Origin of the sequence: Streptomyces sp. NPDC048257, assembly GCF_043201855.1 — a bacterium.
Lineage (GTDB): Bacteria > Actinomycetota > Actinomycetes > Streptomycetales > Streptomycetaceae > Streptomyces.
In genome coordinates this window covers 12164-36278 of sequence record NZ_JBICZI010000015.1, presented here as the reverse complement: position 1 = coordinate 36278, position 24115 = coordinate 12164, and the positions used below count along the sequence as shown (strand labels likewise).

The following is a 24115-nucleotide window of genomic DNA, read 5'->3' as shown; positions in this document are numbered from 1 at the left end:
GGCGGTCACGCCCCGATCCGGTAGAGCGAGTGGGTCCAGGAGAAGGTGTTGTTGTTCACGTACCAGGCGTGCGAGGCCCAGTTGTAGCGGTCGCTGGAGGGCCAGGGGTCGCCCCAGTAGACCCAGTTGTTCGCGGTGTCGTAGCCGTAGACGACGTGCATGTGGCCGCCGCCGTTCGACCACTGGATCCGCGTCTCGATCGGGCGGTTGGCGTTGATCTCGGTCTGGACGGTGGAGTACTGGAGCCAGCCGGTGACGTACGAGCCGGGGTTGATGCCCGCCCAGCGCAGTCCGGTCTGGACGTTGCCGAGGGTGGCCTGGTTGTTGGGGCATTCGCTGCCCTGCTGACGGTTGAAGGCGGCGTTGCAGAACTGGTTCTGGCTGTAGTTCCGGCCGAACCAGGTGGCGATGGTGTTGCCGCCCGCGGCCCAGCACCAGTTGGTCTTCGTCTGCGCCTGCATGGTGATGTTCAGGCGCTTGGCGGCGAGCGCGGAGTCGGTGCCCGCATCGGCAGCGGCGGCGGTGCCGGTGCCGAGGGGCAGGGCGAACAGCAGGGCGGTGAGCACGGCGGTGAGCGAGGCGGCTGGGGAGAGCCGCCGGTTTCGGTTGCGCATCGCGTTCCTCCCAATGTGGGGAATGGGGGGTGGAGGAGCGCGTCCGGACGCTGTTCAGGAGCATCAGGGAGTTGTCGCGATCAGGTCAACACGCTTCAATACGCGGTGACATTGCGGTGTGAACGGTGGGGCTGCGGTGTGAACGGTTGCTGTCGTGTCACCTGGTCCCCCGGGGCCGCCGCCACGATCCCCCGCACCGGCCCGTGTGAACGTTCACAGAGGAGTCGCCATGCGACCGACCGGCGACACGGCGGAACTCGGCCGGTTGCTGCGCGGCGGCCCCTTCCACCTCGCCCTGCGCGCAGCCCTCGCCGCGCGGGGACTGCCCCTGCACCGGGTGCAGCACCGGCTCGCGGCGCAGGGCATCAAGGTCGGTGTCACCAGTCTCAGTTACTGGCAGCAGGGCGCCCGGCGGCCACGTCATCCCGAGTCGCTGCGGGCGGTCAGCGCCCTGGAGCGGATCCTGGAGCTGCCCGAGGGCGCCCTCCTGCGCCTGCTGGCCGCCCCGGAACCGGGCCCCCCGTCCGCCGGCCGTCCGCCCACCCGCTCGTACCGGGCCCTGTTCAGCCTGGGCGGCACGGTGGAACGGCTGCTGGACGGGATGGACCTCCCGCCGGACGGCGGACTGCACTCGGTCGGACACCACGAGCGGGTCCGCATAGGGCCGGCGGGCGAGCTGCTGGTCCGCGAGTCGCAGCAGATCGTCCGGGCGCACCGCGACGGCGTCGACCGCTACCTCGCCGTCCACCACGGCGACCCGGGCTGCGACGTGACCCGGATGCGCGTGATCGCGTACGAGAACTGCCGCACCGGCCGGATCCGGTGCCACCCGGAGTCCGGGCTGCTCGTCGCGGAGCTGCTCTTCGACGCGCGGCTGCGGCGCGGGGACACCCACGTCTTCGGCTACGGGATCGAGGACGGCACGGGCGCCCGCAGCAGCGAGTACGTGCGCGGCTTCAGCTACGCCGGCGGCCAGTACATGCTCCAGGTCGCCTTCGACGAGGCGGCCCTGCCGGTGCGCTGCCGGCGCTTCGTCCGCGGTGGGCCCGCGGCCCCGCGCACCGGCCTGGTGGACCTGACGCCCAGCGGCCGGCACCGGGCGGTGCACCTGGTGGAGGAGTCGGTGCGGCGCGGGATCCTCGGGATCGCCTGGGACTGGGACTGAGGTCCGCCGGGACGGGTGCCGCTCGCGCGTCAGCCCGCGACGAGCTTGCCGTTCTCGGCCCGGACGGGGACGGCGGGCAGCGGGTCGGAGGCCGGGCCGCGCAGGACCTTGCCGGTGGTCACGTCGAAGCGGCTGCCGTGGCAGGGGCAGTTCCCCTGGCCTTCGACGATCTTGTCCAGGACGCAGCCGGCGTGCGTGCACTGGGCGCTGAACGCCTTGTACTGGCCCTCCGCCGGGCAGCTGATGAGCAGCTTCTCCTCCCGGTACAGCTTCGCGCCGCCCACCGGGACATCGGCCGCGGCGCCCAGGTCCACCGGCGCGGTGGGGGTGCCGGCCCCGCTGTTCGTCGCGGTCGAGCAGGCCGCGAGGGTCACCCCGGCACCGGTGGCCCCGGCGAGCGCGGCGGCGCCCCTGAGGACGGTACGGCGGGCGGGCGACTGCGGCGCGGGCATGCGGTTCTCCTGGGCTACGGGACGGGTGCGGGGCGGGTGCGGGTGCGGGGCGGTGGCGGCGGGTGCGGGGGCGGGGCCCCGGTCCGACGGCGGCCGACGCGGGCCGGAACCCGGCCGGGCACCGGCCCACCCGACGATACCGCCGCCCCATGAGGTAGCTTCCCCCGCGTGATCGTCGTCGGCGGAGAAGCCCTCATCGACCTGGTGCCCGTGGCGCGGCCGCCCGGCGCCCTGCTGCCCCGGCCGGGCGGCGGACCGTACAACACCGCGCTCGCGCTGGGGCGGCTCGGCGCCGAGGTGGCCTTCTGCTCCCGGGTGTCCTCGGACGGCTTCGGCGAGAGCCTGCTGGCCGGGCTGCGGGCGGCGGGGGTGGACCTGTCGCTGGTCCAGCGCGGACCGGAGCCGACCACGCTCGCCGTGCCCTCGCTGGCCCCGGACGGCTCGGCCGCGTACGGCTTCTACGTCGAGGGCACCGCGGACCGGCTGTTCACGCTGCCGCCGGCCCTCCCGGAGGGGATACGGGCCCTGGCCCTCGGCACCTGCTCGCTGGTCCTGGAACCGGGCGCGAGCGCGTACGAGGCCCTGCTGCGCCGGGAGTCCCGGCGCGGGCTGCTGACCCTGCTGGACCCCAACATCCGGCCGGCCCTGATCGCCGACCCGGCGGCGTACCGCGCACGTTTGCTGGAGCGGCTGCTGCCGCACACCAGCGTGCTCAAGCTGTCGGAGGAGGACGCGGCCTGGCTGGGCGGCCGGGTCGAGGACTGGCTGGCGGCCGGACCGTCGGCGGTGGTGCTGACCCGGGGCGCGGCGGGCCTGACGGTCCGGACGCGGGAGGGCGCGGAGTACTCGGCGGCGGCCCGCCCGGTGGCGGTGGTGGACACGATCGGGGCCGGGGACACCGTCAACGCCGCCCTGCTGCACCGGCTCACCGCCGCGCCGGGGCGGCCGGTGGACTGGCCGGAGGTGCTGGCCCATGCCGCCCATGCGGCGGCGCTGACCTGCACACGGGCGGGCGCGGAACCGCCGTACGCGGCGGAGCTCTGACGGGTCAGCGCAGCGCGGCCCAGACGGTACGGGCCACGGCCGGGGCGAACTCCTCCACGGGCTGGACCACGTGCGCCCCGGAGAAGTGCAGGAAGAAGGCCCGCTGGAAACAGGCGCCGAGCAGCAGGGCCGCGGCGGCCCGCGGATCGGCGTCGGATCGCAGCCGGCCGGCTTCGAGCTCGCGCCTCAGCCGCCCGGCCAGCGCGTCCAGGACCAGGTGCGGTCCGGCCCCGATCTCCTGGACGCCCTCGCGGTGGCGGGTGAGCAGGGCGGGCTCGGCGAAGAGCGAGGCGGCCAGGGGCATGGCGTCGGCGTAGAAGAGCGAGGCGTGCCGGGCGATGGCGACGAGCCCTTCCTCGACCCCCTGCTCACCCCCCTGCTCACCCCCCTGCCCGGCTCCCGGTCCGGCCCCCTCCTCGCCTCCCGTCGCCCCCGGTTCGGCGTGCAGGGCAGCCATGAGCGGGCCGGCGTTGGGGGTGCGCTCCATCAGCACGCGGACGAAGAGTTCTTCCTTGTTCGCGAAGTACTTGTAGAGCGCGGCCTCCGAGCAGCCGGCCTCGCGGGCGATGGCCTTGGTGGTGACGTTGGCCAGGCCGCTGGTGCGCATCAGCTTCTCGGCGGCGTCGAGCAGCCGCTCGGGAGTGGGGCGGCTTGACTTGGGGGTGAGCATTCACTCACCCTAGCGGAACCAGGGGTGAGTAAGCACTCACCCACCTCTTGTCGCGGGGGTTTGACAATGAAGATCACGGTGTTCGGGGCCACGGGCGGCGTCGGCCGCGAGGTCGTCCGGCAGGCACTCGCCGCGGGACACGAGGTGACCGCGGTCGTCCGGGACCCGGCGCGGCTGCCGGTCCCCGCCCACGAGCGGCTGCACGTGGCCACGGTGGCCGACGTGACCGACCGGGAGGCGGTGCTGTCCGCGGTGAGCGGGCAGGACGCGGTGGTCTCCGCGCTGGGCGCGGCGAGCAACAAGCAGGCCAGGCAGACTCCCGTCGCGGGCCCGGCCCTCCGCGCGATCACCTCGGCCATGGACCGTGCGGGAGTGCGCCGGCTGTCGGCCGTGAGCGCCGCACCGGTCGCCCCGCTGCCGGAGGGCGAGGGGGTGTTCACCCGCGCCGTGGTCTACCCGCTGCTGCGCAGACTGCTCCGGGACCTGTACGCGGACCTCGCGGTCATGGAGGAGGTGATGGCCGCGAGCGATACGCAGTGGACGGTCGTGCGGCCGCCGAAGCTCCAGAACAAGCCGCGCACCGGTAGCTACCGCCGGGCGATCGGCGCCAACGTGCGCGGTGGCCGCGTCATTCCGCGCGCGGACGTCGCGGACGCCCTCCTGACCGCCCTGACGGACCCGGCCTGCACCGGCCGCGCGGTGGGCGTCGCCTCGTAGAACGACCACGGGAGGGCCCGGCCGGCGGCCGGGCCCTCCCGTCGAAGTCGGCGCCGCGGCTACGCCTTGCGCGCCCGGGCCGTCGTCTTCTTCGCCGGCGCCGCCTTCTTCGCGGCGGCGGTCTTGGTGGCCGCCGTCTTCTTCACCGGGGCCTTCTTCGCCGGGGCCTTCTTCGCCGGGGCCTTCTTGACCGCCGACCGCGCCACGGGCGCCCCGTCCGAGACGCGGTCCGCGCCCAGGACGTCCCTCAGGAACTTGCCCGTGTGGCTCGCACCCACCGAAGCCACCGCCTCCGGCGTGCCTTCGGCCACGACCAGACCGCCGCCGTAGCCGCCCTCGGGGCCCATGTCGATGACCCAGTCCGCGGTCTTGATGACGTCCAGGTTGTGCTCGATGACGATCACCGAGTTCCCCTTGTCCACCAGCCCTGACAGCACCTTGATCAGCTTCGAGATGTCCTCGAAGTGCAGACCCGTGGTCGGCTCGTCCAGCACGTAGACCGTCCGGCCCGTCGACCGCTTCTGCAGCTCGGAGGCCAGCTTCACGCGCTGCGCCTCACCACCGGAAAGGGTCGGCGCGGACTGGCCGAGGCGGACGTAGCCCAGCCCGACCTCGTTGAGCGTCTTGAGGTGACGCGCGATCGTCGGCACCGCCTCGAAGAACCCCAGCGCCTCCTCGATCGGCATGTTCAGGACTTCCGCGATGGACTTGCCCTTGTAGTGGACCTCCAGCGTCTCCCGGTTGTACCGGTCGCCGTGGCAGACCTCGCACGGGACGTAGACGTCCGGCAGGAAGTTCATCTCGATCTTGATCGTGCCGTCGCCGGCGCAGTTCTCGCACCGGCCGCCCTTCACGTTGAAGGAGAAGCGGCCCGGCAGATAGCCGCGCACCTTCGCCTCCATCGTCTCCGCGAAGAGCCTGCGCACGTGGTCGAAGACACCCGTGTACGTCGCCGGGTTGGACCGCGGGGTCCGGCCGATCGGCGACTGGTCGACGTGCACGACCTTGTCGACGAGGTCGTCGCCGTCCACCCGCGTGTGCCGCCCGGGCACCGAGCGCGCGCCGTTCAGCTCGCGCGCCAGGTGTGTGTAGAGGATGTCGTTGACCAGCGTCGACTTGCCCGAGCCCGACACGCCGGTGACGGCCGTCAGGACGCCCAGCGGGAAGGACACGTCGATGTCCCGCAGGTTGTTCTCCTTGGCGCCGTGGACGGTCAGCTTGCGCTCCCCGTTCACGGGCCGGCGCACGTCCGGGATCTCGATGGACTTCTTGCCCGAGAGGTACTGACCGGTCATCGACTCGGTGTTCTTCAGCAGGTCCTTCAGCGAACCGCTGTGCACCACCTTGCCGCCGTGCTCGCCCGCGCCCGGACCGATGTCCACGACCCAGTCGGCCACCTTGATGGTGTCCTCGTCGTGCTCGACCACGATGAGCGTGTTGCCCATGTCGCGCAGTCGCACCAGGGTCTCGATCAGCCGGTGGTTGTCCCGCTGGTGCAGGCCGATGGAGGGCTCGTCCAGCACGTAGAGCACGCCGACCAGGCCGGAGCCGATCTGGGTGGCGAGCCGGATGCGCTGGGCCTCGCCGCCGGACAGGGTGCCGGCGGCCCGGTTGAGCGAGAGGTAGTCGAGACCGACGTCGACGAGGAAGCGGAGCCGCTCGTTGACCTCCTTCAGGACCCGCTCGGCGATCTTCTTGTCGCGGGCGTCGAGGCGCAGCCGCCCCAGGAAGTCCGCGCACTCGCTGATCGACATGGCGGCGACCTCGGCGATGGACTTCTCCATCACCGTCACGGCGAGCACGATCGGCTTGAGGCGGGTGCCCTCACAGGTCGGGCAGGGCACTTCGCGCATGTAGCCCTCGAAGCGCTCGCGGCTGGCGTCGCTCTCCGACTCCGCGTGCCGCCGCTTGACGAACGGCACGGCGCCCTCGAAGGCCGTCGTGTACGCGCGCTCCCGCCCGTACCGGTTGCGGTAGCGGACCTCGATCTGCGTCTTGTGCCCGTACAGCAGGGCCTTCCTCGCGCGCACCGGCAGCCCGGCCCACGCGATGTCGGTGCGGAAGCCGAGCTCCCCGGCGAGCGCGCCGATCAGCCGCTGGAAGTAGTCCTTGGTGTGGCCGAGCGACCACGGGGAGATCGCGCCCTCGTCCAGGGACTTGTCCTCGTCCGGAATGATCAGCTCGGGGTCCACCTCCATGCGCGTACCGATACCGGTGCACTCGGGGCAGGCGCCGAAGGGCGAGTTGAAGGAGAAGGAGCGCGGCTCCAGCTCCTCGAAGGACAGGTCGTCGTAGGGGCAGTAGAGGTGCTCGGAATACATCCGCTCACGCTCGGGGTCGTCCTCGGCGAGGTCGACGAAGTCCAGGATCACCATGCCGCCGGAGAGTCCGAGGGCGGTCTCCACGGAGTCCGTGAGCCGGCGCTTGGCGCTCTCCTTGACGGTGAGGCGGTCGATGACCACCTCGATGGTGTGCTTCTCCTGCTTCTTCAGCGTGGGCGGCTCGGAGAGCTGGATGGTCTCCCCGTCCACCCGCGCCCGGCTGTAGCCCTTGGTCTGGAGGTCGGAGAAGAGGTCGACGAACTCGCCCTTGCGCTCGCGCACCAGCGGCGAGAGCACCTGGAAGCGGCTGCCCTCGGGGAGGGCGAGCACCTTGTCGACGATCGCCTGCGGCGACTGCCGCGAGATGGGACGGCGGCACTCGGGGCAGTGCGGCTTGCCGATGCGGGCGAAGAGGAGGCGGAGGTAGTCGTAGACCTCGGTGATGGTGCCCACGGTCGACCGCGGGTTGCGCGAGGTCGACTTCTGGTCGATCGAGACGGCCGGGGAGAGGCCCTCGATGAAGTCGACGTCGGGCTTGTCCATCTGCCCGAGGAACTGCCGGGCGTACGACGAGAGCGACTCGACGTAGCGGCGCTGGCCCTCGGCGAAGATCGTGTCGAAGGCCAGGGAGGACTTGCCCGACCCGGAGAGTCCGGTGAAGACGATGAGTGAGTCGCGGGGCAGGTCGAGCGAGACGTTCTTCAGGTTGTGCTCGCGAGCGCCACGAACGATGAGACGGTCGGTCACGCCGGTCCGCACCTTTCTTGAGAGAGCGGGGGCACGGGCCCCCGTCCCAGGGTATGGGGGGCGCCTCTGCGATGGACTTGATCCTTGGACTTCCGAGCGTATAGCACGCACATTCGATTTACGGCACTCCGCAGACCGCTTCACCCAATCGTGTGGCCGTGCGCGGTGAGCCACTAGGCTCGCCGTCATGACTGATCATGTGCACGACCTGCGATCTGTACGTGAAGCCACGGACCGGCTGCTGACCGCTGTCGCGAAACTGGACAACGCAGCCCTCGCCGAGGAGTCACACCTCCCGGGCTGGACCCGCGGCCACATCCTGGCCCACCTCGCACGCAACGCGGACGCGCTCGTCAACGTCTTCCAGGGACGCCCGATGTACGAGAGCGCCTCGGCGCGCGACGCGGACATCGAGCGCGACGCCGGCCGGCCTCTGGAAGAACACCTGGCGGACCTCCGTGATTCCGCGGCCCGCTTCATGGCCACCACCGAGCACGACCAGGACTGGTCCCGCACGGTCGAGCTGCGCAACGGCGTCACCGACCTCGCCGCCAACGTGCCCTTCCGCCGCTGGGTCGAGGCCGATCTGCACCACGTCGACCTGAACATCGGCTACGAGCTCTCCGACCTCCCGGAGGAGTTCACCGACCGCGAGATCGCCTTCCTCGCCGACCGCTGGTCCGGGCGTCCGGAGGTACCGCCGGTCACCCTCCGGGCCACGCCCGACGCGGTCTGGCACACCGGCGGCGCGGAGGGCACCCCGGTGGTCCTGGAAGGCCCCAAGGACGAACTGCTCGGCTGGCTGGCCGGACGCGGCCTCCGGGGCGCCCACCTCACGGTCGTGGCCGGCGACGGCCTGCCCGAGCTCCCCCCGCTCTAGGATCAAGGCATGACGTACACCGGAGAGGTCAAGGTCGGCGGTCCGGCCGACGTGCACGAACTCGCGGACCTGATGATTTCCAAGGTCGCAGTGGGCCCGATGAACAACAACGCCTACCTGCTGCGCTGCCGCGCCACCGACGAGCAGCTGCTCATCGACGCGGCCGCCGAGGCCGACACCCTGCTCAGCCTGATCGGCGACGACGGCATCACCTCCGTGGTCACCACCCACCGGCACGGCGACCACTGGGGCGCGCTCGCGGCCGTCGTCGAGGCGACCGGCGCGCGCACGTACGCGGGCACCTTCGACGCCGAGGGCATCCCGGTGGCGACGGACGTGCTCGTCGCCGACGGGGACACGGTCACGGTCGGACGGGTCAGCCTGACCGCCCGCCACCTGGTCGGGCACACCCCCGGCTCGATCGCCCTGATCTACGACGACCCGCACGGGCACCCGCACGTGTTCACCGGCGACTGCCTCTTCCCGGGCGGCGTCGGCAACACCTGGGACGACCCCAAGGCCTTCGCCAGCCTGATCGACGACGTCCAGCACAAGCTCTTCGAGCAGCTGCCGGACGAGACCTGGGTCTACCCGGGACACGGCAACGACACCATGCTCGGCGCCGAGCGTCCGCACCTGGCCGAATGGCGCGAGCGCGGCTGGTAGGCGCGGCAACGCGTCAACTTCGCGACGCGACGCACTCCTTCCGGTCGCTTACGACCGAACTCACGTCCCGAGGGGCGGGGAACGGGTATTTGGTGCGGCATGCCACACGACCCCTCCCCACCCCTCGCCTCCTCCGCCCCCGAGGCCTCCCCCGCCCCCTCCCCGACTCCTCTGCCCGCCGACGACGCCGACGGCTCCACCGGCCCCGGCATGCTGCGGCTGGCCACGGCCTCCCTCGCCGGGACCGCCATCGAGTTCTACGACTTCTTCGTCTACGGGACGGCCGCCGCCCTCGTGCTCGGCCCGCTCTTCTTCCCCTCCTTCTCCCCGCTCGCCGGAACCCTCGCCGCCTTCGGCACCTTCGGCGTCGGCTTCCTCGCCCGCCCGCTCGGTTCGGCGGTCTTCGGCCACATCGGCGACCGCTACGGCCGGCGTCCGGTCCTGCTCGCCTCGCTGCTGCTCACCGGCCTCGCGACGGTCGCCGTCGGCTGCGTGCCCACGTACGGCTCGATCGGCGTGGCCGCTCCGGTCCTCCTGCTCCTGCTGCGCTTCCTGCAGGGCCTCGGGCTCGGCGGTGAGTGGGGCGGCGCCGTGCTGCTGACCGCCGAGCACGCCCCCGAGGGGCGGCGCGGGCTGTGGTCGAGCTTCCCGCAGATGGGCCCGGCGGTGGGCTTCCTGCTCGCCAACGGCCTGGTGCTGGGACTCTCCGCGTCCCTGACCGACGGCCAGTTCACCTCCTGGGGGTGGCGGGTGCCGTTCTGGGCGGCCGGGGCGCTGGCCCTGGCCGGTCTGTGGCTGCGGCACTCGGTGGAGGAGACCCCGCAGTTCCGGGCGCTCGCCGCGACGGGCCGGCGCGCCGAGGCCCCGCTGGCCGAGGTGTTCCGGGGCCACTGGCGGCTGCTCCTGCTGACCGGCGGGGCGCTCGCCGTGGGGTACGCCGTCTTCTACGCGGTCACCACCTGGTCCCTCGCGTACGCCACCGAGCACCTCACGGTGAGCCGCACGGTCATGCTGGCCTGCATCATGGCCGCGGTCGCGATCAAGGGGCTGGTGACCCCGCTGATCGCGCTGCTCGGCGACCGCTACGGGCGGCGGCCGCTGTGCCTGGCCGGGTGCGCGATGTGCGCCGTGTGGATGTTCCCGCTGGTGGCGCTGTTGCGGACGGCGGATCCGCTGCTGATGACGGTGGGCTTCGTCGGGGCGCTGCTGGGCATGGTGACGATGTTCTCGGTGGTGGCCGCGTACCTGCCCGAGCTGTACGCGCCGCGGATCCGCTGCACGGGCGCGGCGGTCGGCTACAACCTGGGCGGCGTGCTGGGCGGGGCGCTGACCCCGATCGTGGCGACGGCGCTGGCGGACGGCTCCGGTCCGCCGTGGGGCGTCGCGCTGTACCTGACCGGGATCTCCCTGGTCAGCCTGGTCTGTTTCGCGCTGCTGCCGGAGACCGGTCCGGCGGCCGTACGGAGGAGGGCGGCCGCGGGCCGGGGCACGGAAACGGGGGCGGCCGAAGCGGCCGCCCCCGCGTAGATCCGTGGATCCGCAGGACTGTGGATCCGTGGATCCGTCGATCCGGTTATGCGTCGATGTTCTCCGGGCGGGCGGCGGCCTCGGCCGCCGCCTGCTTCTTCGAGGCCATCAGGCTGGTGATCGTGGTGATGACGAGGACACCGCAGATGACGCCCAGGGAGACCGGGATCGAGATCACCGGGACGTGCACCCCGGACTCGTGCAGGGCGTGCAGCACCAGCTTGATGCCGATGAAGCCGAGGATGATCGACAGGCCGTAGCTGAGGTGGACCAGCTTCTTCAGCAGGCCGCCGATGAGGAAGTACAGCTGGCGCAGACCCATCAGCGCGAAGGCGTTGGCCGTGAAGACGATGTACGGGTCCTGGGTGAGGCCGAAGATCGCGGGGATGGAGTCCAGGGCGAACAGCACGTCGGTGGTGCCGATGGCGAGCATGACGACCATCAGCGGGGTCAGCACGCGCTTGCCGTTGCTCTGGATGAAGAGCTTGGTGCCGTGGTAGCGGTCGGCGACGCCGAACTTCTTCTCGACGGACTTCAGGAGGCGGTTCTCCTCGAACTCCTCGTCCTCCTCGTCCTTGCGGGCCTCCTGGATCAGCTTCCACGCGGTGTAGATCAGGAACGCGCCGAAGATGTAGAAAACCCAGGAGAAGCTGGCGATGATCGCGGCGCCGGCCGCGATGAAGATCGCGCGCAGGACGAGGGCGATGAGCACGCCCACGAGCAGCACCCGCTGCTGGAGGTGGGAGGGCACCGCGAACTTCGCCATGATCAGGACGAAGACGAAGAGGTTGTCGACGCTCAGCGACTTCTCGGTGATGAAGCCCGCGAAGAACTCCTGGGAGGCCTGGCCGCTCCCGAAGAACCACAGGCCGAGGCCGAAGAGTGCGGCGAGGACGATCCAGACGACCGTCCAGATGCCCGCTTCCTTGATGGACACGTCGTGCGGTTTGCGGCCGATGAAGAAATCGGCGCCGATCAGGAGGGAGAGACCGAGAATGGTCAGCACCCAAAGGGCCCAGGAAACTTCCATGGTGTACACGCCTCCGGCGGATGGCTCAGCACTTCGTCAGCGTCATCGCTGCCGGAGGTCTCTTCCACCCGGGCGGCCTGGAGGCCGTGGGCCGGCGCCCCGGGACCGGCTTCGTCCTCTTTCGGCCGAAGTTGTCCGTATTGACGGGTACGCCGTAGCAGGAAAGCAGGAATACTCCCCTCCGCACACCCGAGCATACCCATCAAGGGCGCTTTGGGTAAAGAGAGTCCCAAAGAATGGTCACGGGCGGGTAGTGCGCCGGGCCTCCGCCACCCGCTCCAGTGCCTGGTCGAGGACCCGGCTGCCCTGCGGCGGCAGGTCCGGTTCGAAGGTCCAGGCGTGGTGGACCCAGGGGTCGGCGAGATGGTTGTCCGGCACCGGGGACAGCCGCATCAGGGAGCGCCACAGCGGGTCGAGCAGCGGCCCGTAGGCCGAGGCCTCGTCGCGGTCCGCGACCATCAGCAGGTGCACGCCGACCGCCGAGCCCTCGTCGGCGAGGTAGCGCAGCTGGGTGACGGCGCGGTCGTCGAAGCCGTGCGGGAAGTCGTGCACGATCAGCAGCTGATCGGCCGTGTCCACGTCCGGGGGCAGGTCCTCGGGAGCGCCGGCCCGCAGCGCCATCTGTACGAGGTCCACGCGCCGGGTCAGCCGCGCCAGGGTCTCGGTGACCCCGGTGGCCCCGGCGGCGGGCGGCCCGGCCAGCACCCCGGCGCGTACGAGGGGCGCCAGGGACGCGGTCCCGGCCCCGGCCGCGTCGATGACGTGGACGGAGAACCGGTCGGCGGGGTGGGCCGCGAGCAGCCGGACCGCCAGGGCGACGGCCATGTCCATGGCGGCCCGGCGCAGCCGGTCGGTGTCCATGGTCATCGCGGCCTCTGAGCCGGTCCGGCCGTTGTCGATCCAGAGTCCGCGCTCCAGCGGGACCCGGGTCAGCATGGGGATGCGCAGATCGGGCCGCTCGGGCAGGTGCAGGTCCCCCAGGCGCAGGGCCAGCGGGCTCTCCTCGGGCGTGCGGTGACCGTGCCAGACGGGGTTGTCCCAGCGGGCGTACGCGGCCGGCAGCGCGGGTTCGACGACCTCCGACTCGGCGATCAGCTGCGCCAGGTCCCGGTCGAGGACCGCCTGGGCCTGGGCGACGAGCTCCTCGCGGCGGGCCCGCGCGGTGTCGCGGGCGGCGTTCCCGGAGCCACCGAGGCGGTGGCGCGGGTCGGACAGGGCCTCGTCGAGCTCGCGGTCCATGCGGGAGTCGGCGAACTCGACGGCGCCGCGGTAGGCGGCGACCGTGCGGGCCAGGTCCTCGAACATCCCCCAGACCTGGTTGTAGAGCCGCTCCTCCATGGACCAGCCGCTGGCGTCCCCGGCGACGGGGCGCGGGGTCTGTCCGGGCTCCTGCGGCGCGGCGGGCCGCGGCGCGGGCTCGGGCGGCTCGGTGCTGGTGCGGCGGCGGCGCGGGTGGGCGTAGCTGATGGTGGGCGGGGCGCCCGTGGTGTCGCCGGTGGGTACGGGTCCGGGCGCACCGGCGTACGGGTGCCCGGAGACGGGGACCGGGTCCGGCGGCTCGGGGGCGGCCGCGGGGGCCTGGGCCGGGGTTTGCGGGGGCCGCAGGTCACCGACGAGGGTCGGCATCGTGGCGAGGGTGGCGTCCGCCCCCGCGGTACGGGGGGTCGTACCCAGCGCGGCGGCGGCCAGCTCGGCGGCGGCCGGTGCGGGCAGCCCGCCGTCGGTGAGCAGGGCGCCGAGGCCCTCCGCGTAGCCCTGGCCCACGGCGCGGACCTTCCAGGCACCCTGGCGCCGGTACAGCTCCAGGGCGACCACGGCGGTCTCGGCGTCGAGCCCGGTCAGGGTGTACCCGGCGAGCTCGGCGCCCTCCGGGTCGGCCACGGCCACGTAGGAGGCCGGCACCGCACCGAAGCGGACCGGACCGCCGGGCGGCAGGACGAGCAGTACACCGAGCCGGTGGACGTCCGCCGCGACCTCGTCGAGGTCGACGGCGAAGGTGTGCCGTTCGGCGAGCCCGCCCGGCGACTGCACGCCGGGGAGGGACCTGGCGCCCGGGTGGGCCAGTATCCCGTTGCCGGAGAACCGGCCCTGTTCGTCGGCGAACGAGGCCAGGGCGAGCACGGGTGTGCCCGCCGAGACCCTGATCTCCACCCGGCTCCGGGACACGGGGTGGTTCTGCCCCCGGACCAGTTCGGCCGTCATCGTGCAGCCCCTCCCCCGTGCCTTCTTCTCTTCGTCCGGTCTTGCTACAGGTGCGGCAGGATCGCCGGCATGAGGTCCTGGAAGGTGCGGCCGTTGGCCGGGTTTCCGAGGGCCGTCATCTGCCAGCCGGCGCCCGCGCGCGACACCTTGGCCATGATCTGCGCGGTGTACTGACCGCCGCCGTCGAGGGTGTAGCGGGCCAGCTCCTGGCCGTTGGTCTCGTCGACGATGCGGCAGAACGCGTTCTGCACTTCCTGGAAGGTCTGGCCGGTGAAGGAGTTCACCGTGAAGACGATCTGGTCGATGTGCACCGGCACGCGCTGGAGGTCGACGAGGATCGCCTCGTCGTCGCCGCCCTGGCCGACACCGCCGACGAGGTTGTCACCGGTGTGGCGCACCGAGCCGTCGTCGCTCTGCAGGTGCCGGAAGAAGACCACGTCCACGGGCTGCTTGTCGGCGAAGAGCACCGCCGAGGCGTCGAGGTCGATCTCCCGCGTCCGCGAGCCGAACAGCCCGCGGCGCTTCGCCGCCTGCCAGCCGAGGCCCATCCGGACCGCGGTCAGCGTGCCTCCGTCCGCCTTCTGCAGACTGATGGCCTGACCCTTGGTCATGTTGACCGTCACGTACTGTCCCCTCTCCCTGGCCCGCCCCATGACGAGCGTGCAGCGTGTACCTGCGGCTGAGACCCAACCCTACTGACCGGCCTCCGGTCAGGCGAGGCCCGCTTCCTTCATCTGCCGCAACTCCTTCTTCAGCTCGCCCACCTCGTCCCGGATCCGGGCCGCGACCTCGAACTGGAGCTCGGCGGCCGCCCCGCGCATGCGCTCGGTCATCTGCTCGATGAGCGCGGCCAGTTCGGCTGCGGGACGATCGGTGAGCACTTCGGCGGCCGCGCCGCCCTTGGCACCCTTCGCACCCTTCGCACTCTTTCCGCCCGTCTTGGCCGTGGCCGCCCGGCCGCCGAGCGCCGGCACCGGGGCCTTGGGCCCCTTGCCGTCCTTCGCCTGCCGGTATCCGGTGCCGAGGAGCTCCTCGGTGTCCAGTTCCTCGCGGGCGATGGTGGCGACGATGTCGTTGATCTTCTTGCGCAGCGGCTGCGGGTCGATCCCGTTCGCCGTGTTGTAGGCGATCTGCTTCTCCCGGCGCCGGTTGGTCTCGTCGATGGCCTTCTCCATCGCCGGGGTCATCTTGTCCGCGTACATGTGGACCTGGCCGGACACGTTGCGCGCCGCGCGGCCGATGGTCTGGATCAGGGAGGTCCCCGAGCGCAGGAAGCCCTCCTTGTCGGCGTCGAGGATCGCCACCAGGGACACCTCGGGCAGGTCGAGGCCCTCGCGGAGCAGGTTGATGCCGACCAGGACGTCGTACTCGCCGGCCCGCAGCTCGCGCAGCAGCTCGATGCGGCGCAGGGTGTCCACGTCGCTGTGCAGGTAGCGGACCTGGATGCCGAGCTCCAGGAAGTAGTCCGTGAGGTCCTCGGACATCTTCTTGGTGAGGGTGGTGACGAGGATCCGCTCGTCCTTCTCGACGCGCTGGCGGATCTCGTGGACCAGGTCGTCGATCTGCCCCTCGGTGGGCTTGACCACGACCTCGGGGTCGATGAGACCGGTGGGGCGGATGATCTGCTCGACGAAGCCGTCGCCGCGCGAGAGCTCGTACTTTCCTGGGGTCGCCGACAGGTAGACGGTCTGGCCGATCCGCTCCTGGAACTCCTCCCACTTCAGCGGCCGGTTGTCGAGCGCGGACGGCAGCCGGAACCCGTGGTCGACGAGGGTCCGCTTGCGGGAGGCGTCGCCCTCGTACATGGCGCCGATCTGCGGCACGGTGACGTGCGACTCGTCGATGACCAGGAGGAAGTCCTCCGGGAAGTAGTCGATGAGGGTGTTGGGCGCCGAGCCGCGCTCGCGGTCGTCCATGTGCAGCGAGTAGTTCTCGATGCCGGAGCAGGAGCCGATCTGGCGCATCATCTCCAGGTCGTACGTGGTGCGCATGCGCAGCCGCTGCGCCTCCAGCATCTTGCCCTGCTTCTCCAGCTCGGCGAGGCGTTCGGCCAGCTCCGCCTCGATGCCGCGGACCGCCTTCTCCATGCGCTCGGGGCCGGCGACGTAGTGGCTGGCGGGGAAGACGTACAGATCGCGGTCCTCGCTGATGACCTCGCCGGTCAGCGGGTGCAGGGTGGAGAGGGCCTCGATCTCGTCGCCGAACATTTCGATGCGGACGGCCAGTTCCTCGTAGACCGGGAAGATCTCGATGGTGTCGCCGCGCACCCGGAACGTGCCGCGGGTGAAGGCCACGTCGTTGCGCGTGTACTGGATGTCCACGAAGCGGCGCAGCAGCTGGTCCCGGTCGATCTCCTCGCCCACCTTGAGGGAGACCATCCGGTCGACGTACTCCTGCGGGGTACCGAGGCCGTAGATACAGGACACGGAGGCGACGACGATCACGTCCCGCCGGGTCAGCAGCGAGTTGGTCGCGGAGTGGCGCAGCCGCTCCACCTCCTCGTTGATCGAGGAGTCCTTCTCGATGTACGTGTCCGACTGCGGTACGTACGCCTCGGGCTGGTAGTAGTCGTAGTACGAGACGAAGTACTCGACGGCGTTGTTCGGCAGGAGCTCGCGGAATTCGTTCGCCAGCTGGGCGGCGAGCGTCTTGTTCGGCGCCATGACCAGGGTGGGGCGCTGGAGCTTCTCGATCATCCAGGCAGTGGTCGCCGACTTGCCGGTGCCGGTCGCACCCAGCAGGACGACATCCTTCTCACCTGCACGGATGCGCTTCTCCAGCTCGGCGATGGCCGCCGGCTGGTCGCCGCTGGGCTGGTAGGGGCTGACGACCTCGAAAGGCGCCACCGTGCGTTCGATCTTCGATACGGGCCGCATGGGTCAACCGTACGACCCTCCACTGACACTCACGCGTCCCCGCCGGTCGGCCGCGCGGTCCGGGCGGTTGTGGCCGCCCGGACCGCTGTCATTCGTTCTGGTCCGTTTGTCGTAGTTCGGTGGCGGCTCAGTGATCTTCAACCCCATGATCGCGGTGAAGTGCATCGCCACAACGTCTGCCGCTCCGCACCCGTCTGACGCAGGAACAGGGCTCACGACCCGAGGAGAACGCACATGTACGTCCGACCCGCCGCCGCGGCAGCCGCCGCATTCCTGGGCTTCACCCTCACCCTGCTGGGCGGGACGGCCTCGTACGCCGCCACCGGGCCCGGATCCGCCACCGGACCCGGATCCGGCACCGGACCCGGCACCGACACCCGTACCGGCACCGGTACCGGCCGGGCAGCGCTGGGGGGCCCGGTCGTGTACGCCCACCGGGGCGCCTCGGCCTACGCCCCGGAGAACACCCTCGACGCGATCGACCTGGCCATGCAGATGGGCTTCGCCTGGGTCGAGAACGACGTGCAGCGCACCAAGGACGGTGTGCTGGTGGTGATCCACGACGACACCCTGGCCCGGACCACCGACGTCGAGCAGCAGTTCCCGGGCCGGGCGCCCTGGAAGGTCCAGGACTTCACGTGGGCCGAGATCGCCCGGCTGGACGCGGGCAGCTGGTTCGGCGACATGTACGCGGGCGCCTCCGTGCCGACCCTGCGGCAGTACCTCGACCGGGTCCAGCGCAACCAGCAGCGGCTGCTGCTGGAGATCAAGAAGCCGGAGCTCTACCCCGGGATCGAGGAGCAGACCCTGAAGGTGCTGGACGAGGCCGGCTGGCTCGACGAGCGCCACGTCACGCGGCGCCTGGTGGTGCAGAGCTTCAGCGCCGACTCGGTACGCATCGTCCACGGCCTGCGTCCGGACCTGGTGACGGCTTTCCTGGGCACCCCCACCGTGGCGGACCTGCCCCGGTACGCGGAGTTCACCGACCGGATCAACCCGTGGCACACCACGATCTCGGCCGACTGGGTCTCGGCCGTGCACGGCCTGCTCGGCGCCCACGGCAAGGCCATGGAGGTGGACACCTGGATCGTGGACGACCCGGCGACCGCCCGGAAGGTGCAGGCGATGGGGGTGGACGGGATCATCACCAACGCCCCGGACGTGGTCCAGGACGCGGTCGGCGGGTTCTGACCTCCGAGGCGGCGACGACTCTGTCGGCGTTGTCGGCGCCCGGCCGTACCGTGGAGGCGTGGACAGCACCGAGCGGCCCCGCGGGCCGCACCTCGAATGGACCGTCGTCGCCAGCGACATCGGTCCCCTGCTCCTGGCCGCGACTCCGGAAGGTCTGGTCCGGGTCGAGTTCCATGCCGAGCCGGACCGGGTCGACCGGATGATCGGCCCGCTCGTCTCCCGGCTCGGCGCCGACGCCCGGCAGCCCGCGCCGGGCGAGGAGGTACTGCTGGCCGAGCCGATACGCCAGCTCACCGCGTACTTCGCGGGCTCGCTGCGCCGCTTCGAGCTGCCGCTGGACTGGCGCCTGAGCTCCGGCTTCAACCGGCAGGTGCTCCAGGAACTGGACCGTTCCGTGCCGTACGGATCGGTCGTCGGCTACGGGGAGCTGGCCGCCCGCGTCGGACAGCCCGGCGCCGCCCAGGCCGTGGGCAATGCCATGGGCTCCAACCCACTGCCGCTGGTGGTGGCCTGTCACCGGGTGGTGGAGAACGACGGGGGCATCGGGGGATTCGGCGGCGGGGTGGAGACCAAGCGGCAGCTGCTCGCGTGGGAGGGCGTGCTCCCGCAGCCGCTGTTCTGAGCCCGGGGCGGGGCCCTGACCTGCGAACACTGCCTGCGGGCCGGAGCTCGCGCCCGGCCGGCTCCGGCGCGGTTCCGCCGGGCGGTAAGGGCTGGCACACTGCGGCGGTGACTACTCCTGCCTCCGCACCCGGCCTCCCCGCGTCCCCCGCGCCCCGTGCCACGCACCCGCGCCGCCGGTGTACGCCATGACCGCCTCGTCCGGCACCGACCGGCCGGCACACCCCCTCGGCCTGCCCGAGCTGGCCCGGCTGCAGCGGCGTACCTCGCGCGTCCTCATCGCCGGCCAGGTCCTCGGCGGCCTCGGCGTGCCCATCAGCATCGCCCTGGCCCCCGTACTCGCCACCGAGGTCAGCGGCTCCGAGGCGATGTCCGGCGTCGCCTCCACCGCCGCGGTGATCGGCGCCGGCCTGTTCTCACTGCCGCTCGCCGCACTGATGACCGCGCGCGGCCGCCGCCCCGGACTGGTCCTGGCCTACGCGATCGGCGCCGTCGGGGCGGGTCTGGTCGTCCTGGCCGCCACGATCAAGAGCTTCCCGCTGCTGCTGCTCGGCATGGCCGCCTTCGGCGCCGCCTCCTCGGGCAACCTGCAGGCCCGGTTCGCCGCCGCGGACCTCGCGGCCCCGGACCACCGCGCCCGGGCCATCTCGATCGTGGTGTGGGCGTCGACCATCGGCGCGGTGCTCGGACCCAACCTGTCCGCGCCGGCCAGCCACAGCTTCGCCGGCACCTCCATACCGGAGACGGCCGGCCCCTTCGTCTGGGCCGCCGCCGTCTTCCTGCTCACGGGCACGCTGGTCGGCGTACTCCTGCGCCCCGACCCGCTGCTGACGGCCCGGGCGCTGGCCGGGCCCGAGGAGCAGACCCGCGAGGGCCGCTCGCTGCGGGCCGGGTTCGCCGCCGTGAAGGCCTCGCCGCGGGCCCGGCTCGCCCTCCTCACCGTCGCCGTGTCGCACACCGTCATGGTCTCGATCATGGTGATGACCCCGATGGACCTGGGCCACCACGGCGCCGGGCTGGAGCTCATCGGGCTGGTGATCAGCGGTCACATCGCGGGCATGTTCGCCTTCTCCCCCGTCATGGGCTGGCTCGCGGACCGGCTCGGCCGGCTCTCCGTGATCGGACTGGCCGCCGGGCTCCTGTCGGTCGCCGCGCTGCTCGCCGGGACGGCCGGGCCCAGCCACGGCCGCAGCGCGCTCGGACTCTTCCTGCTCGGCCTCGGCTGGTCCGCCGGGATGGTGTCCGGCTCGGCCCTGCTGACGGACTCGGTACCGCAGGCCGCGCGGGCCGCCGTCCAGGGCCTGAGCGACCTCACGATGAACGCGGCCGCGGGCGTGGGCGGCGCGGCCGCCGGGCTGATCATGTCCCGGGCGGGCTACGGCTGGCTGAACGCCGTCGGCGCCGCGCTGCTGCTGCCGATGGCGGCGCTCGCGCTGTTCACGGCGCGCCGCCACCCCGCGCCCGCGAGCTCGACCTCGCCCGCTCCCTCTCCCGCTCCCGCGAAGGGCGTCAGTAGCTGATGTGGTAGGCCTTGCGCAGCGTCTCGTGGACGGTCCAGGTCGTGCGGTCGCCCTCCCGGAGCACGCAGGCGGAGCCGGGTCCGACCTCCAGCGTCTGGCCGCCCTCGACCTCGACGGTGGCGCGGCCGCTGACCACCACGAAGAGCTCGTCGGCCTCGACGTCGGTGACCACACCCGGGGTGATCTGCCAGATCCCGCGCACCTGCTTGCCGTCCGCCGACTCCCACAGCACCTTGCCCGTCACGACCGGCTCGCCGGAGACGATCTGCCCGGGGTCGAGGTCGTCGGCCTCCAGTTCGACGTCCGCGACGGAGACGGAGAAGGAAGCGGGGGCGGCGGGCGTGGCTGAGTGATCACTGGTGCTCATGGCGCGCCAGCCTAGTGCGGCCCCCCGCGCGGCGCGGTGGCCACAGCGTCCAGCAACGGCCCGCCGGACGAGTCACCCTGTCCAGCGGCCCGGGCGCCTGGCGGCCAGGAGCGGCTGGTGGAAGCCGGTGTCCACCGGTGCGTGCCAGAGCGGGTCGGTGAAGCCGGCCCGCCGGGCGTACTCGGCCGTCTCCTCCTCCGGCAGCGCCCAGTACGTCGCGCTCGACACCCGCGTGGTCCAGGTGTCGCCGGTCGGCAGCAGCTGGAAGAGCTCCAGGTCGTACCGCTCCCCGTCGGCGTGCCAGTGCCACAGCTGGAAGGTCAGCGTCCGCCCGTCGGGGCCCTGGTGGACGTGCGGCGGCTCGCTGTGCGGACGGGCCCGGCGCAGCTGCCCGTAGGGGCGCGTGGAGAGCAGCAGCAGACCGCCGGGGCGCAGCACCCGCAGGGTTTCGGCCAGGGCCGCGCCCACGTCCCGGGCGGTCAGCAGGTGCGGCAGGGCGTTGTCGGCGCAGACCAGGGCGTCGAAGGTGGCGTCCGCGAAGGGCAGGGCGCGCATGTCGGCGGCGGCGACGGGCAGGGCGAGCCCGCGCTGCGCGGCCTCCTGGGCGGCGCGGGCGACGCAGGCGCCGCTGAGGTCGGTTCCGGTGACCCGGTGGCCGAGCGCGGCGAGGCCCAGCGCCTGGGTTCCGATGCCGCAGGCGTTGTCGAGCACCGTGTGCGGTCCCGGGCCGAGCGCGGCGGTGAGCCGGGTGTCGAGGGCCCGGCCCTGGCGGGCGGTGCTCGCGTCCCAGTCCGCGTAGATGAGGTCGTACCGGCCGGCCAACTCGTCGTAGAAGCGGCGCGTGTCCACGGGGGAACGCTACTCGGACAGGTGGGGACGGGTGTGGCGGGAGTGCGTTTGGGGGCGCCGATCCGGTGCCATGGATGGGGACATGTCACAGCACAGAGCAACTGCACCCTCGTCCGGTGGACCGGTCCTGTCGGCGGAAGTACGCGAGGCACTCGCCCGGGGGAAGCCCGTCGTGGCCCTGGAGTCGACGATCATCGCGCACGGTCTGCCCCGCCCCCGCAACCTGGTGGTGGGCCTCGAACTGGAGGCCCTGGTCCGCGCGGAGGGCGCGGTTCCGGCGACGATCGCGGTCGTGGACGGAGTGGCGTACGCGGGCCTGGACAAGGAACAGCTGGAGCGGATCGCGGGCGGCGACGGCGTGCGCAAGCTCGGCCAACGGGACCTGGCGCCCGCGCTGGCGACGGGGGCGACCGGGGCGACGACGGTGTCCGCGACGGCCTTCCTCGCCGCCCGGGCCGGCCTGCGGGTCTTCGCCACGGGCGGGCTCGGCGGCGTACACCGGGAGTGGGCCCGGACGCAGGACGAGTCGGCGGATCTGGCGCTGCTGGCGCGGACGCGGATCACGGTGGTGTGCGCGGGGGTGAAGTCGATCCTGGACGTGCCGGGCACGCTGCAGCGGCTGGAGACGCTGGGGGTGGCGGTGCTCGGCTACGGGACCGACCGCTTCCCCGGCTTCTATCTGGCCGACTCCGGCGAACCGGTGGACTGGACCGTGCACCGGCCCGAGGAGGTCGCGGCGGTGATGGCCGCTCAGGACGCGCTGGGTGGTGCGGAGTCGGCGCTGCTGGTGGCCAATCCGGTGGCGCGGGAGGCGCAACTGGATCCGGAGCTGCACGACCGGGTGCTGGCGGAGGCCCTCGCCGAGTGCCGCGCGCGCGGCATCACGGGGCAGGCGGTGACGCCGTTCCTGCTGGGGTTCCTGGTACGGGCGACGGACGGGGCCTCGCTGGAGGCGAACCTGGCGGCGGTACGGGGCAACGTGCGGCTCGGGGCCCGGATCGCGGGGGCCTGGGCGGCGCGGGCATGACCGGGCCGGGGGCGTTGCTGGTCGTCGGGGACGTGGTGACGGACGTGGTGGCCATACATTCGGAGCCACTGGCTCCGGCCACCGACACGACGGCCCGCATCCGCACCCTGCCGGGCGGGGCCGGGGGGAACGCGGCGTGCTGGGCGGCCCGTACGGGGACCGCGGAGGTACGGCTGCTGGCGCGGGTGGGCGCCGAATCGGCGCGCTGGCACGAGCGGGCGCTGGTGGACGCGGGGGTGCGGCCACGGCTGGTGATCGACGCGCAGGAGCCGACCGGGACGGTGGTGGCGCTGGTCGGCAAGGACGCGGAGCGGACGTTCCTGACCGACAGCGGGGCCTCGCTGCGCCTGTGCCCCGCCGACTGGACCCCGTCCCTGCTGGACGGGGCGGCCCACCTCCACCTGTCCGGTTATCTGTTCTTCGCCGACAGCAGCCGGGAGCTGGCCATGGTGGCGCTCCGGGCGGCCCGGACGCGGGGGGTGACGGTGAGCGTGGATCCCGCCTCGGCCGGATTCCTGGCGGGCCTCGGGCCGCAGCGCTTCCTGGACGCCGTGGCCGGGGCGGGCGTACTGCTGCCCAACGAGGACGAGGCCCGGCTGCTGGCCGGGCTGCCGGGGCCGGCGGGGGTGGCACGGGCGGCGGCGGAGCTCAGCCGGCGGGTGCCACTGGTGGTGGTGACCCGGGGCGCGGCCGGGGCGCTGATCGCCGAACGCGGCCGGATCACCGCCGAGGTCGAGGCGGAGCCGGCCGAAGCGGTGGACTCCACGGGCGCCGGGGATGCCTTCACCGGCGGCTTCCTCGCGGCCCGGCTGGAGGGCGCGGACCCGGCGGAGGCCGCCCGCGCGGGGTGCCGGGCCGCGGCCCTGGCGGTGACCCGGCCGGGCGGGCGGCCGTAGGCCGTCCCCGTTCGCGCCGGTCACCGGCTCCGCAGGCCGGTCCAGGCGGGATGGCGGGGGTCGTCGGCCCGGACCACCGCGTCGGCGGCCGACGCCGGATCGGTGTCGGCCTCGTAGCGCGCGAAGGCGGGCAGCGTCCAGCGTGCCGGCTCCTCGGTGCGGCGGGCGAGCGCCCCCGCGGAGAGCCGGATGTGGACGCTCAGGTCGAAGGGGAACCAGTGGCCGAGCAGCAGCGGTCCGTGCACGATCAGCACTCCGCCGGGCGGGAGTTCGGCGTACGGGCTGCGGGTCGCCCGGTCGGTCACCGGGTCCCAGAGGTCCGGCAGCACCTGCCCGGTGCCACCCGGGTCGGTCGGGCCGAACACCTCCCGCCAGAGCGCGGCCGTGTCGTACCAGCCGCCGAGGTACGCGTCCACGTCCTGGCGGCCGAACTCGAAACGGAGGGAGGCCGGCCGCAGGAAGCCGTCGGTCGGCACCACCAGGGCCGGGCGGCCGCGCACCCGCAGCGAGTCGGCGAGTTGACCGGCGAGCACGCCGGTCCCGGCGGCGGGGGCTCCGTCGATGCCCACCCGCTGCCAGCTGCCCTCCCCGGGGGCGTTGCCGGGGTCGTCGAGGTGACCGGCGAGCCGCTCGGCCATCCGCTGCCATGTGATCGCTTCCCACTGCACCGGCCCATTGTCAGTGGTGGGCCTTAGCGTTTTTCACGAGGGATCACCGGCCGAAAGGGGGTCGG

General features: G+C 72.5%; 22 protein-coding genes. 11 read left to right on the top strand and 11 right to left on the bottom strand.

Translation table 11 applies throughout. The features are described 5' to 3' along the window. Positions 1-5: 5 nt before the first annotated feature. On the bottom strand, positions 6-614 hold the full coding sequence (locus tag ACGFZK_RS25185; RefSeq protein ID WP_393851123.1) for a papain-like cysteine protease family protein: 609 nt from the start codon (positions 612-614) through the stop codon (positions 6-8). Positions 615-843: 229 nt separating this feature from the next. Between ACGFZK_RS25185 and ACGFZK_RS25180 the strand changes: the two genes are divergently transcribed. Next, complete coding sequence (locus ACGFZK_RS25180) at positions 844-1779, top strand: hypothetical protein (protein ID WP_393851122.1); 936 nt, start codon at positions 844-846, stop codon at positions 1777-1779. A 29-nt stretch (positions 1780-1808) separates the two neighbouring features. On the opposite strand, the gene ACGFZK_RS25175 is transcribed toward ACGFZK_RS25180, so the two are convergent. Then, a complete protein-coding gene (locus ACGFZK_RS25175) occupies positions 1809-2231 on the bottom strand; it encodes a Rieske (2Fe-2S) protein (RefSeq protein ID WP_393851121.1) in 423 nt (140 codons plus the stop codon). A gap of 168 nt (positions 2232-2399) precedes the next feature. Here ACGFZK_RS25175 and ACGFZK_RS25170 point away from each other — a divergent pair, with 168 nt between their 5' ends. Continuing rightward, positions 2400-3275, top strand: coding sequence for a carbohydrate kinase (locus ACGFZK_RS25170; RefSeq protein WP_393851120.1), 876 nt, complete (start codon positions 2400-2402; stop codon positions 3273-3275). A gap of 4 nt (positions 3276-3279) precedes the next feature. On the opposite strand, the gene ACGFZK_RS25165 is transcribed toward ACGFZK_RS25170, so the two are convergent. After that, the gene (locus tag ACGFZK_RS25165) at positions 3280-3945 is read right to left on the bottom strand and encodes a helix-turn-helix domain-containing protein (protein WP_393851119.1); all 666 of its coding nucleotides are present in this window, start codon (positions 3943-3945) and stop codon (positions 3280-3282) included. 66 nt (positions 3946-4011) lie between these two features. On the opposite strand from ACGFZK_RS25165, the gene ACGFZK_RS25160 reads away from it, so the two are divergent. Next, a complete protein-coding gene (locus ACGFZK_RS25160; protein WP_393851118.1) occupies positions 4012-4662 on the top strand; it encodes an NAD(P)-dependent oxidoreductase in 651 nt (216 codons plus the stop codon). A gap of 59 nt (positions 4663-4721) precedes the next feature. Here the strand turns inward: ACGFZK_RS25160 and uvrA are convergent, their stop codons facing one another. Continuing rightward, entirely contained in the window at positions 4722-7730 is a 3009-nt protein-coding gene (uvrA, locus tag ACGFZK_RS25155; protein WP_393851117.1) for an excinuclease ABC subunit UvrA, read from the bottom strand. Between the two features lie 187 nt (positions 7731-7917). On the opposite strand from uvrA, the gene ACGFZK_RS25150 reads away from it, so the two are divergent. The 3 genes from ACGFZK_RS25150 to ACGFZK_RS25140 all read left to right on the top strand — a co-directional run bounded on the left by ACGFZK_RS25150 (position 7918) and on the right by ACGFZK_RS25140 (position 10803). Beyond that, positions 7918-8610: a maleylpyruvate isomerase family mycothiol-dependent enzyme gene (locus tag ACGFZK_RS25150; RefSeq protein WP_393851116.1), complete on the top strand. Its 693-nt coding sequence runs from the start codon at positions 7918-7920 to the stop codon at positions 8608-8610. Between the two features lie 9 nt (positions 8611-8619). After that, positions 8620-9276: an MBL fold metallo-hydrolase gene (locus ACGFZK_RS25145; RefSeq protein WP_393851115.1), complete on the top strand. Its 657-nt coding sequence runs from the start codon at positions 8620-8622 to the stop codon at positions 9274-9276. A 210-nt stretch (positions 9277-9486) separates the two neighbouring features. Then, positions 9487-10803 (top strand): MFS transporter, encoded by a 1317-nt coding sequence (locus tag ACGFZK_RS25140; RefSeq protein WP_393851229.1) that lies wholly within the window; start codon positions 9487-9489, stop codon positions 10801-10803. A 46-nt stretch (positions 10804-10849) separates the two neighbouring features. On the opposite strand, the gene ACGFZK_RS25135 is transcribed toward ACGFZK_RS25140, so the two are convergent. From ACGFZK_RS25135 to uvrB, 4 genes are all read right to left on the bottom strand, one after another. Beyond that, on the bottom strand, positions 10850-11833 hold the full coding sequence (locus ACGFZK_RS25135; RefSeq protein WP_393851114.1) for a TerC family protein: 984 nt from the start codon (positions 11831-11833) through the stop codon (positions 10850-10852). 240 nt (positions 11834-12073) lie between these two features. Continuing rightward, positions 12074-14035, bottom strand: a complete 1962-nt coding sequence (locus ACGFZK_RS25130; RefSeq protein ID WP_393851113.1) for a TerD family protein — start codon at positions 14033-14035, stop codon at positions 12074-12076. A 44-nt stretch (positions 14036-14079) separates the two neighbouring features. After that, positions 14080-14658 carry a TerD family protein gene (locus tag ACGFZK_RS25125; protein ID WP_030762430.1) on the bottom strand — a complete coding sequence of 193 codons (579 nt, stop codon included), beginning with the start codon at positions 14656-14658 and terminating at the stop codon, positions 14080-14082. 87 nt (positions 14659-14745) lie between these two features. Continuing rightward, positions 14746-16911 (bottom strand): excinuclease ABC subunit UvrB, encoded by a 2166-nt coding sequence (gene uvrB / locus ACGFZK_RS25120; RefSeq protein WP_393851112.1) that lies wholly within the window; start codon positions 16909-16911, stop codon positions 14746-14748. 234 nt (positions 16912-17145) lie between these two features. On the opposite strand from uvrB, the gene ACGFZK_RS25115 reads away from it, so the two are divergent. The 3 genes from ACGFZK_RS25115 (at position 17146) to ACGFZK_RS25105 (ending at position 20243) form a co-directional block, all read left to right on the top strand. Next, positions 17146-18102, top strand: coding sequence for a glycerophosphodiester phosphodiesterase (locus tag ACGFZK_RS25115; protein ID WP_393851111.1), 957 nt, complete (start codon positions 17146-17148; stop codon positions 18100-18102). Positions 18103-18160: 58 nt separating this feature from the next. Further along, positions 18161-18724 carry a methylated-DNA--[protein]-cysteine S-methyltransferase gene (locus ACGFZK_RS25110; RefSeq protein ID WP_393851110.1) on the top strand — a complete coding sequence of 188 codons (564 nt, stop codon included), beginning with the start codon at positions 18161-18163 and terminating at the stop codon, positions 18722-18724. Between the two features lie 187 nt (positions 18725-18911). After that, positions 18912-20243, top strand: coding sequence for an MFS transporter (locus tag ACGFZK_RS25105; RefSeq protein ID WP_393851109.1), 1332 nt, complete (start codon positions 18912-18914; stop codon positions 20241-20243). On the opposite strand, the gene ACGFZK_RS25100 is transcribed toward ACGFZK_RS25105, so the two are convergent. Continuing rightward, entirely contained in the window at positions 20233-20610 is a 378-nt protein-coding gene (locus tag ACGFZK_RS25100; RefSeq protein WP_393851108.1) for a cupin domain-containing protein, read from the bottom strand. The two genes, ACGFZK_RS25105 and ACGFZK_RS25100, sit on opposite strands and share 11 nt — an antisense overlap. A gap of 72 nt (positions 20611-20682) precedes the next feature. Next, positions 20683-21459: a class I SAM-dependent methyltransferase gene (locus tag ACGFZK_RS25095; RefSeq protein WP_393851107.1), complete on the bottom strand. Its 777-nt coding sequence runs from the start codon at positions 21457-21459 to the stop codon at positions 20683-20685. Between the two features lie 82 nt (positions 21460-21541). Between ACGFZK_RS25095 and ACGFZK_RS25090 the strand changes: the two genes are divergently transcribed. Together ACGFZK_RS25090 and ACGFZK_RS25085 are read left to right on the top strand one after the other, a co-directional pair. Continuing rightward, positions 21542-22486, top strand: a complete 945-nt coding sequence (locus ACGFZK_RS25090; RefSeq protein WP_393851106.1) for a pseudouridine-5'-phosphate glycosidase — start codon at positions 21542-21544, stop codon at positions 22484-22486. Beyond that, the gene (locus ACGFZK_RS25085) at positions 22483-23382 is read left to right on the top strand and encodes a carbohydrate kinase family protein (RefSeq protein WP_393851105.1); all 900 of its coding nucleotides are present in this window, start codon (positions 22483-22485) and stop codon (positions 23380-23382) included. The genes ACGFZK_RS25090 and ACGFZK_RS25085 overlap by 4 nt, the downstream gene beginning before the upstream one ends. A gap of 20 nt (positions 23383-23402) precedes the next feature. Here the strand turns inward: ACGFZK_RS25085 and ACGFZK_RS25080 are convergent, their stop codons facing one another. Then, on the bottom strand, positions 23403-24050 hold the full coding sequence (locus ACGFZK_RS25080) for a uridine kinase (RefSeq protein WP_393851104.1): 648 nt from the start codon (positions 24048-24050) through the stop codon (positions 23403-23405). Positions 24051-24115 lie beyond the last annotated feature (65 nt).

Excerpts from the sequence above, each read along its gene's own strand:
- ACGFZK_RS25175 (WP_393851121.1), bottom strand. The coding sequence starts at position 2,231 with ATGCCCGCGCCGCAGTCGCCCGCCCGCCGTACCGTCCTCAGGGGCGCC.
- ACGFZK_RS25150 (WP_393851116.1), top strand. The coding sequence starts at position 7,918 with ATGACTGATCATGTGCACGACCTGCGATCTGTACGTGAAGCCACGGAC.
- ACGFZK_RS25160 (WP_393851118.1), top strand. The coding sequence starts at position 4,012 with ATGAAGATCACGGTGTTCGGGGCCACGGGCGGCGTCGGCCGCGAGGTC.
- ACGFZK_RS25165 (WP_393851119.1), bottom strand. The coding sequence starts at position 3,945 with ATGCTCACCCCCAAGTCAAGCCGCCCCACTCCCGAGCGGCTGCTCGAC.
- ACGFZK_RS25180 (WP_393851122.1), top strand. The coding sequence starts at position 844 with ATGCGACCGACCGGCGACACGGCGGAACTCGGCCGGTTGCTGCGCGGC.
- ACGFZK_RS25135 (WP_393851114.1), bottom strand. The coding sequence starts at position 11,833 with ATGGAAGTTTCCTGGGCCCTTTGGGTGCTGACCATTCTCGGTCTCTCC.
- ACGFZK_RS25115 (WP_393851111.1), top strand. The coding sequence starts at position 17,146 with ATGTACGTCCGACCCGCCGCCGCGGCAGCCGCCGCATTCCTGGGCTTC.
- ACGFZK_RS25100 (WP_393851108.1), bottom strand. The coding sequence starts at position 20,610 with ATGAGCACCAGTGATCACTCAGCCACGCCCGCCGCCCCCGCTTCCTTC.
- ACGFZK_RS25085 (WP_393851105.1), top strand. The coding sequence starts at position 22,483 with ATGACCGGGCCGGGGGCGTTGCTGGTCGTCGGGGACGTGGTGACGGAC.
- ACGFZK_RS25145 (WP_393851115.1), top strand. The coding sequence starts at position 8,620 with ATGACGTACACCGGAGAGGTCAAGGTCGGCGGTCCGGCCGACGTGCAC.
- ACGFZK_RS25130 (WP_393851113.1), bottom strand. The coding sequence starts at position 14,035 with ATGACGGCCGAACTGGTCCGGGGGCAGAACCACCCCGTGTCCCGGAGC.
- ACGFZK_RS25105 (WP_393851109.1), top strand. The coding sequence starts at position 18,912 with ATGACCGCCTCGTCCGGCACCGACCGGCCGGCACACCCCCTCGGCCTG.
- ACGFZK_RS25185 (WP_393851123.1), bottom strand. The coding sequence starts at position 614 with ATGCGCAACCGAAACCGGCGGCTCTCCCCAGCCGCCTCGCTCACCGCC.
- ACGFZK_RS25140 (WP_393851229.1), top strand. The coding sequence starts at position 9,487 with ATGCTGCGGCTGGCCACGGCCTCCCTCGCCGGGACCGCCATCGAGTTC.
- ACGFZK_RS25090 (WP_393851106.1), top strand. The coding sequence starts at position 21,542 with ATGTCACAGCACAGAGCAACTGCACCCTCGTCCGGTGGACCGGTCCTG.
- uvrB (WP_393851112.1), bottom strand. The coding sequence starts at position 16,911 with ATGCGGCCCGTATCGAAGATCGAACGCACGGTGGCGCCTTTCGAGGTC.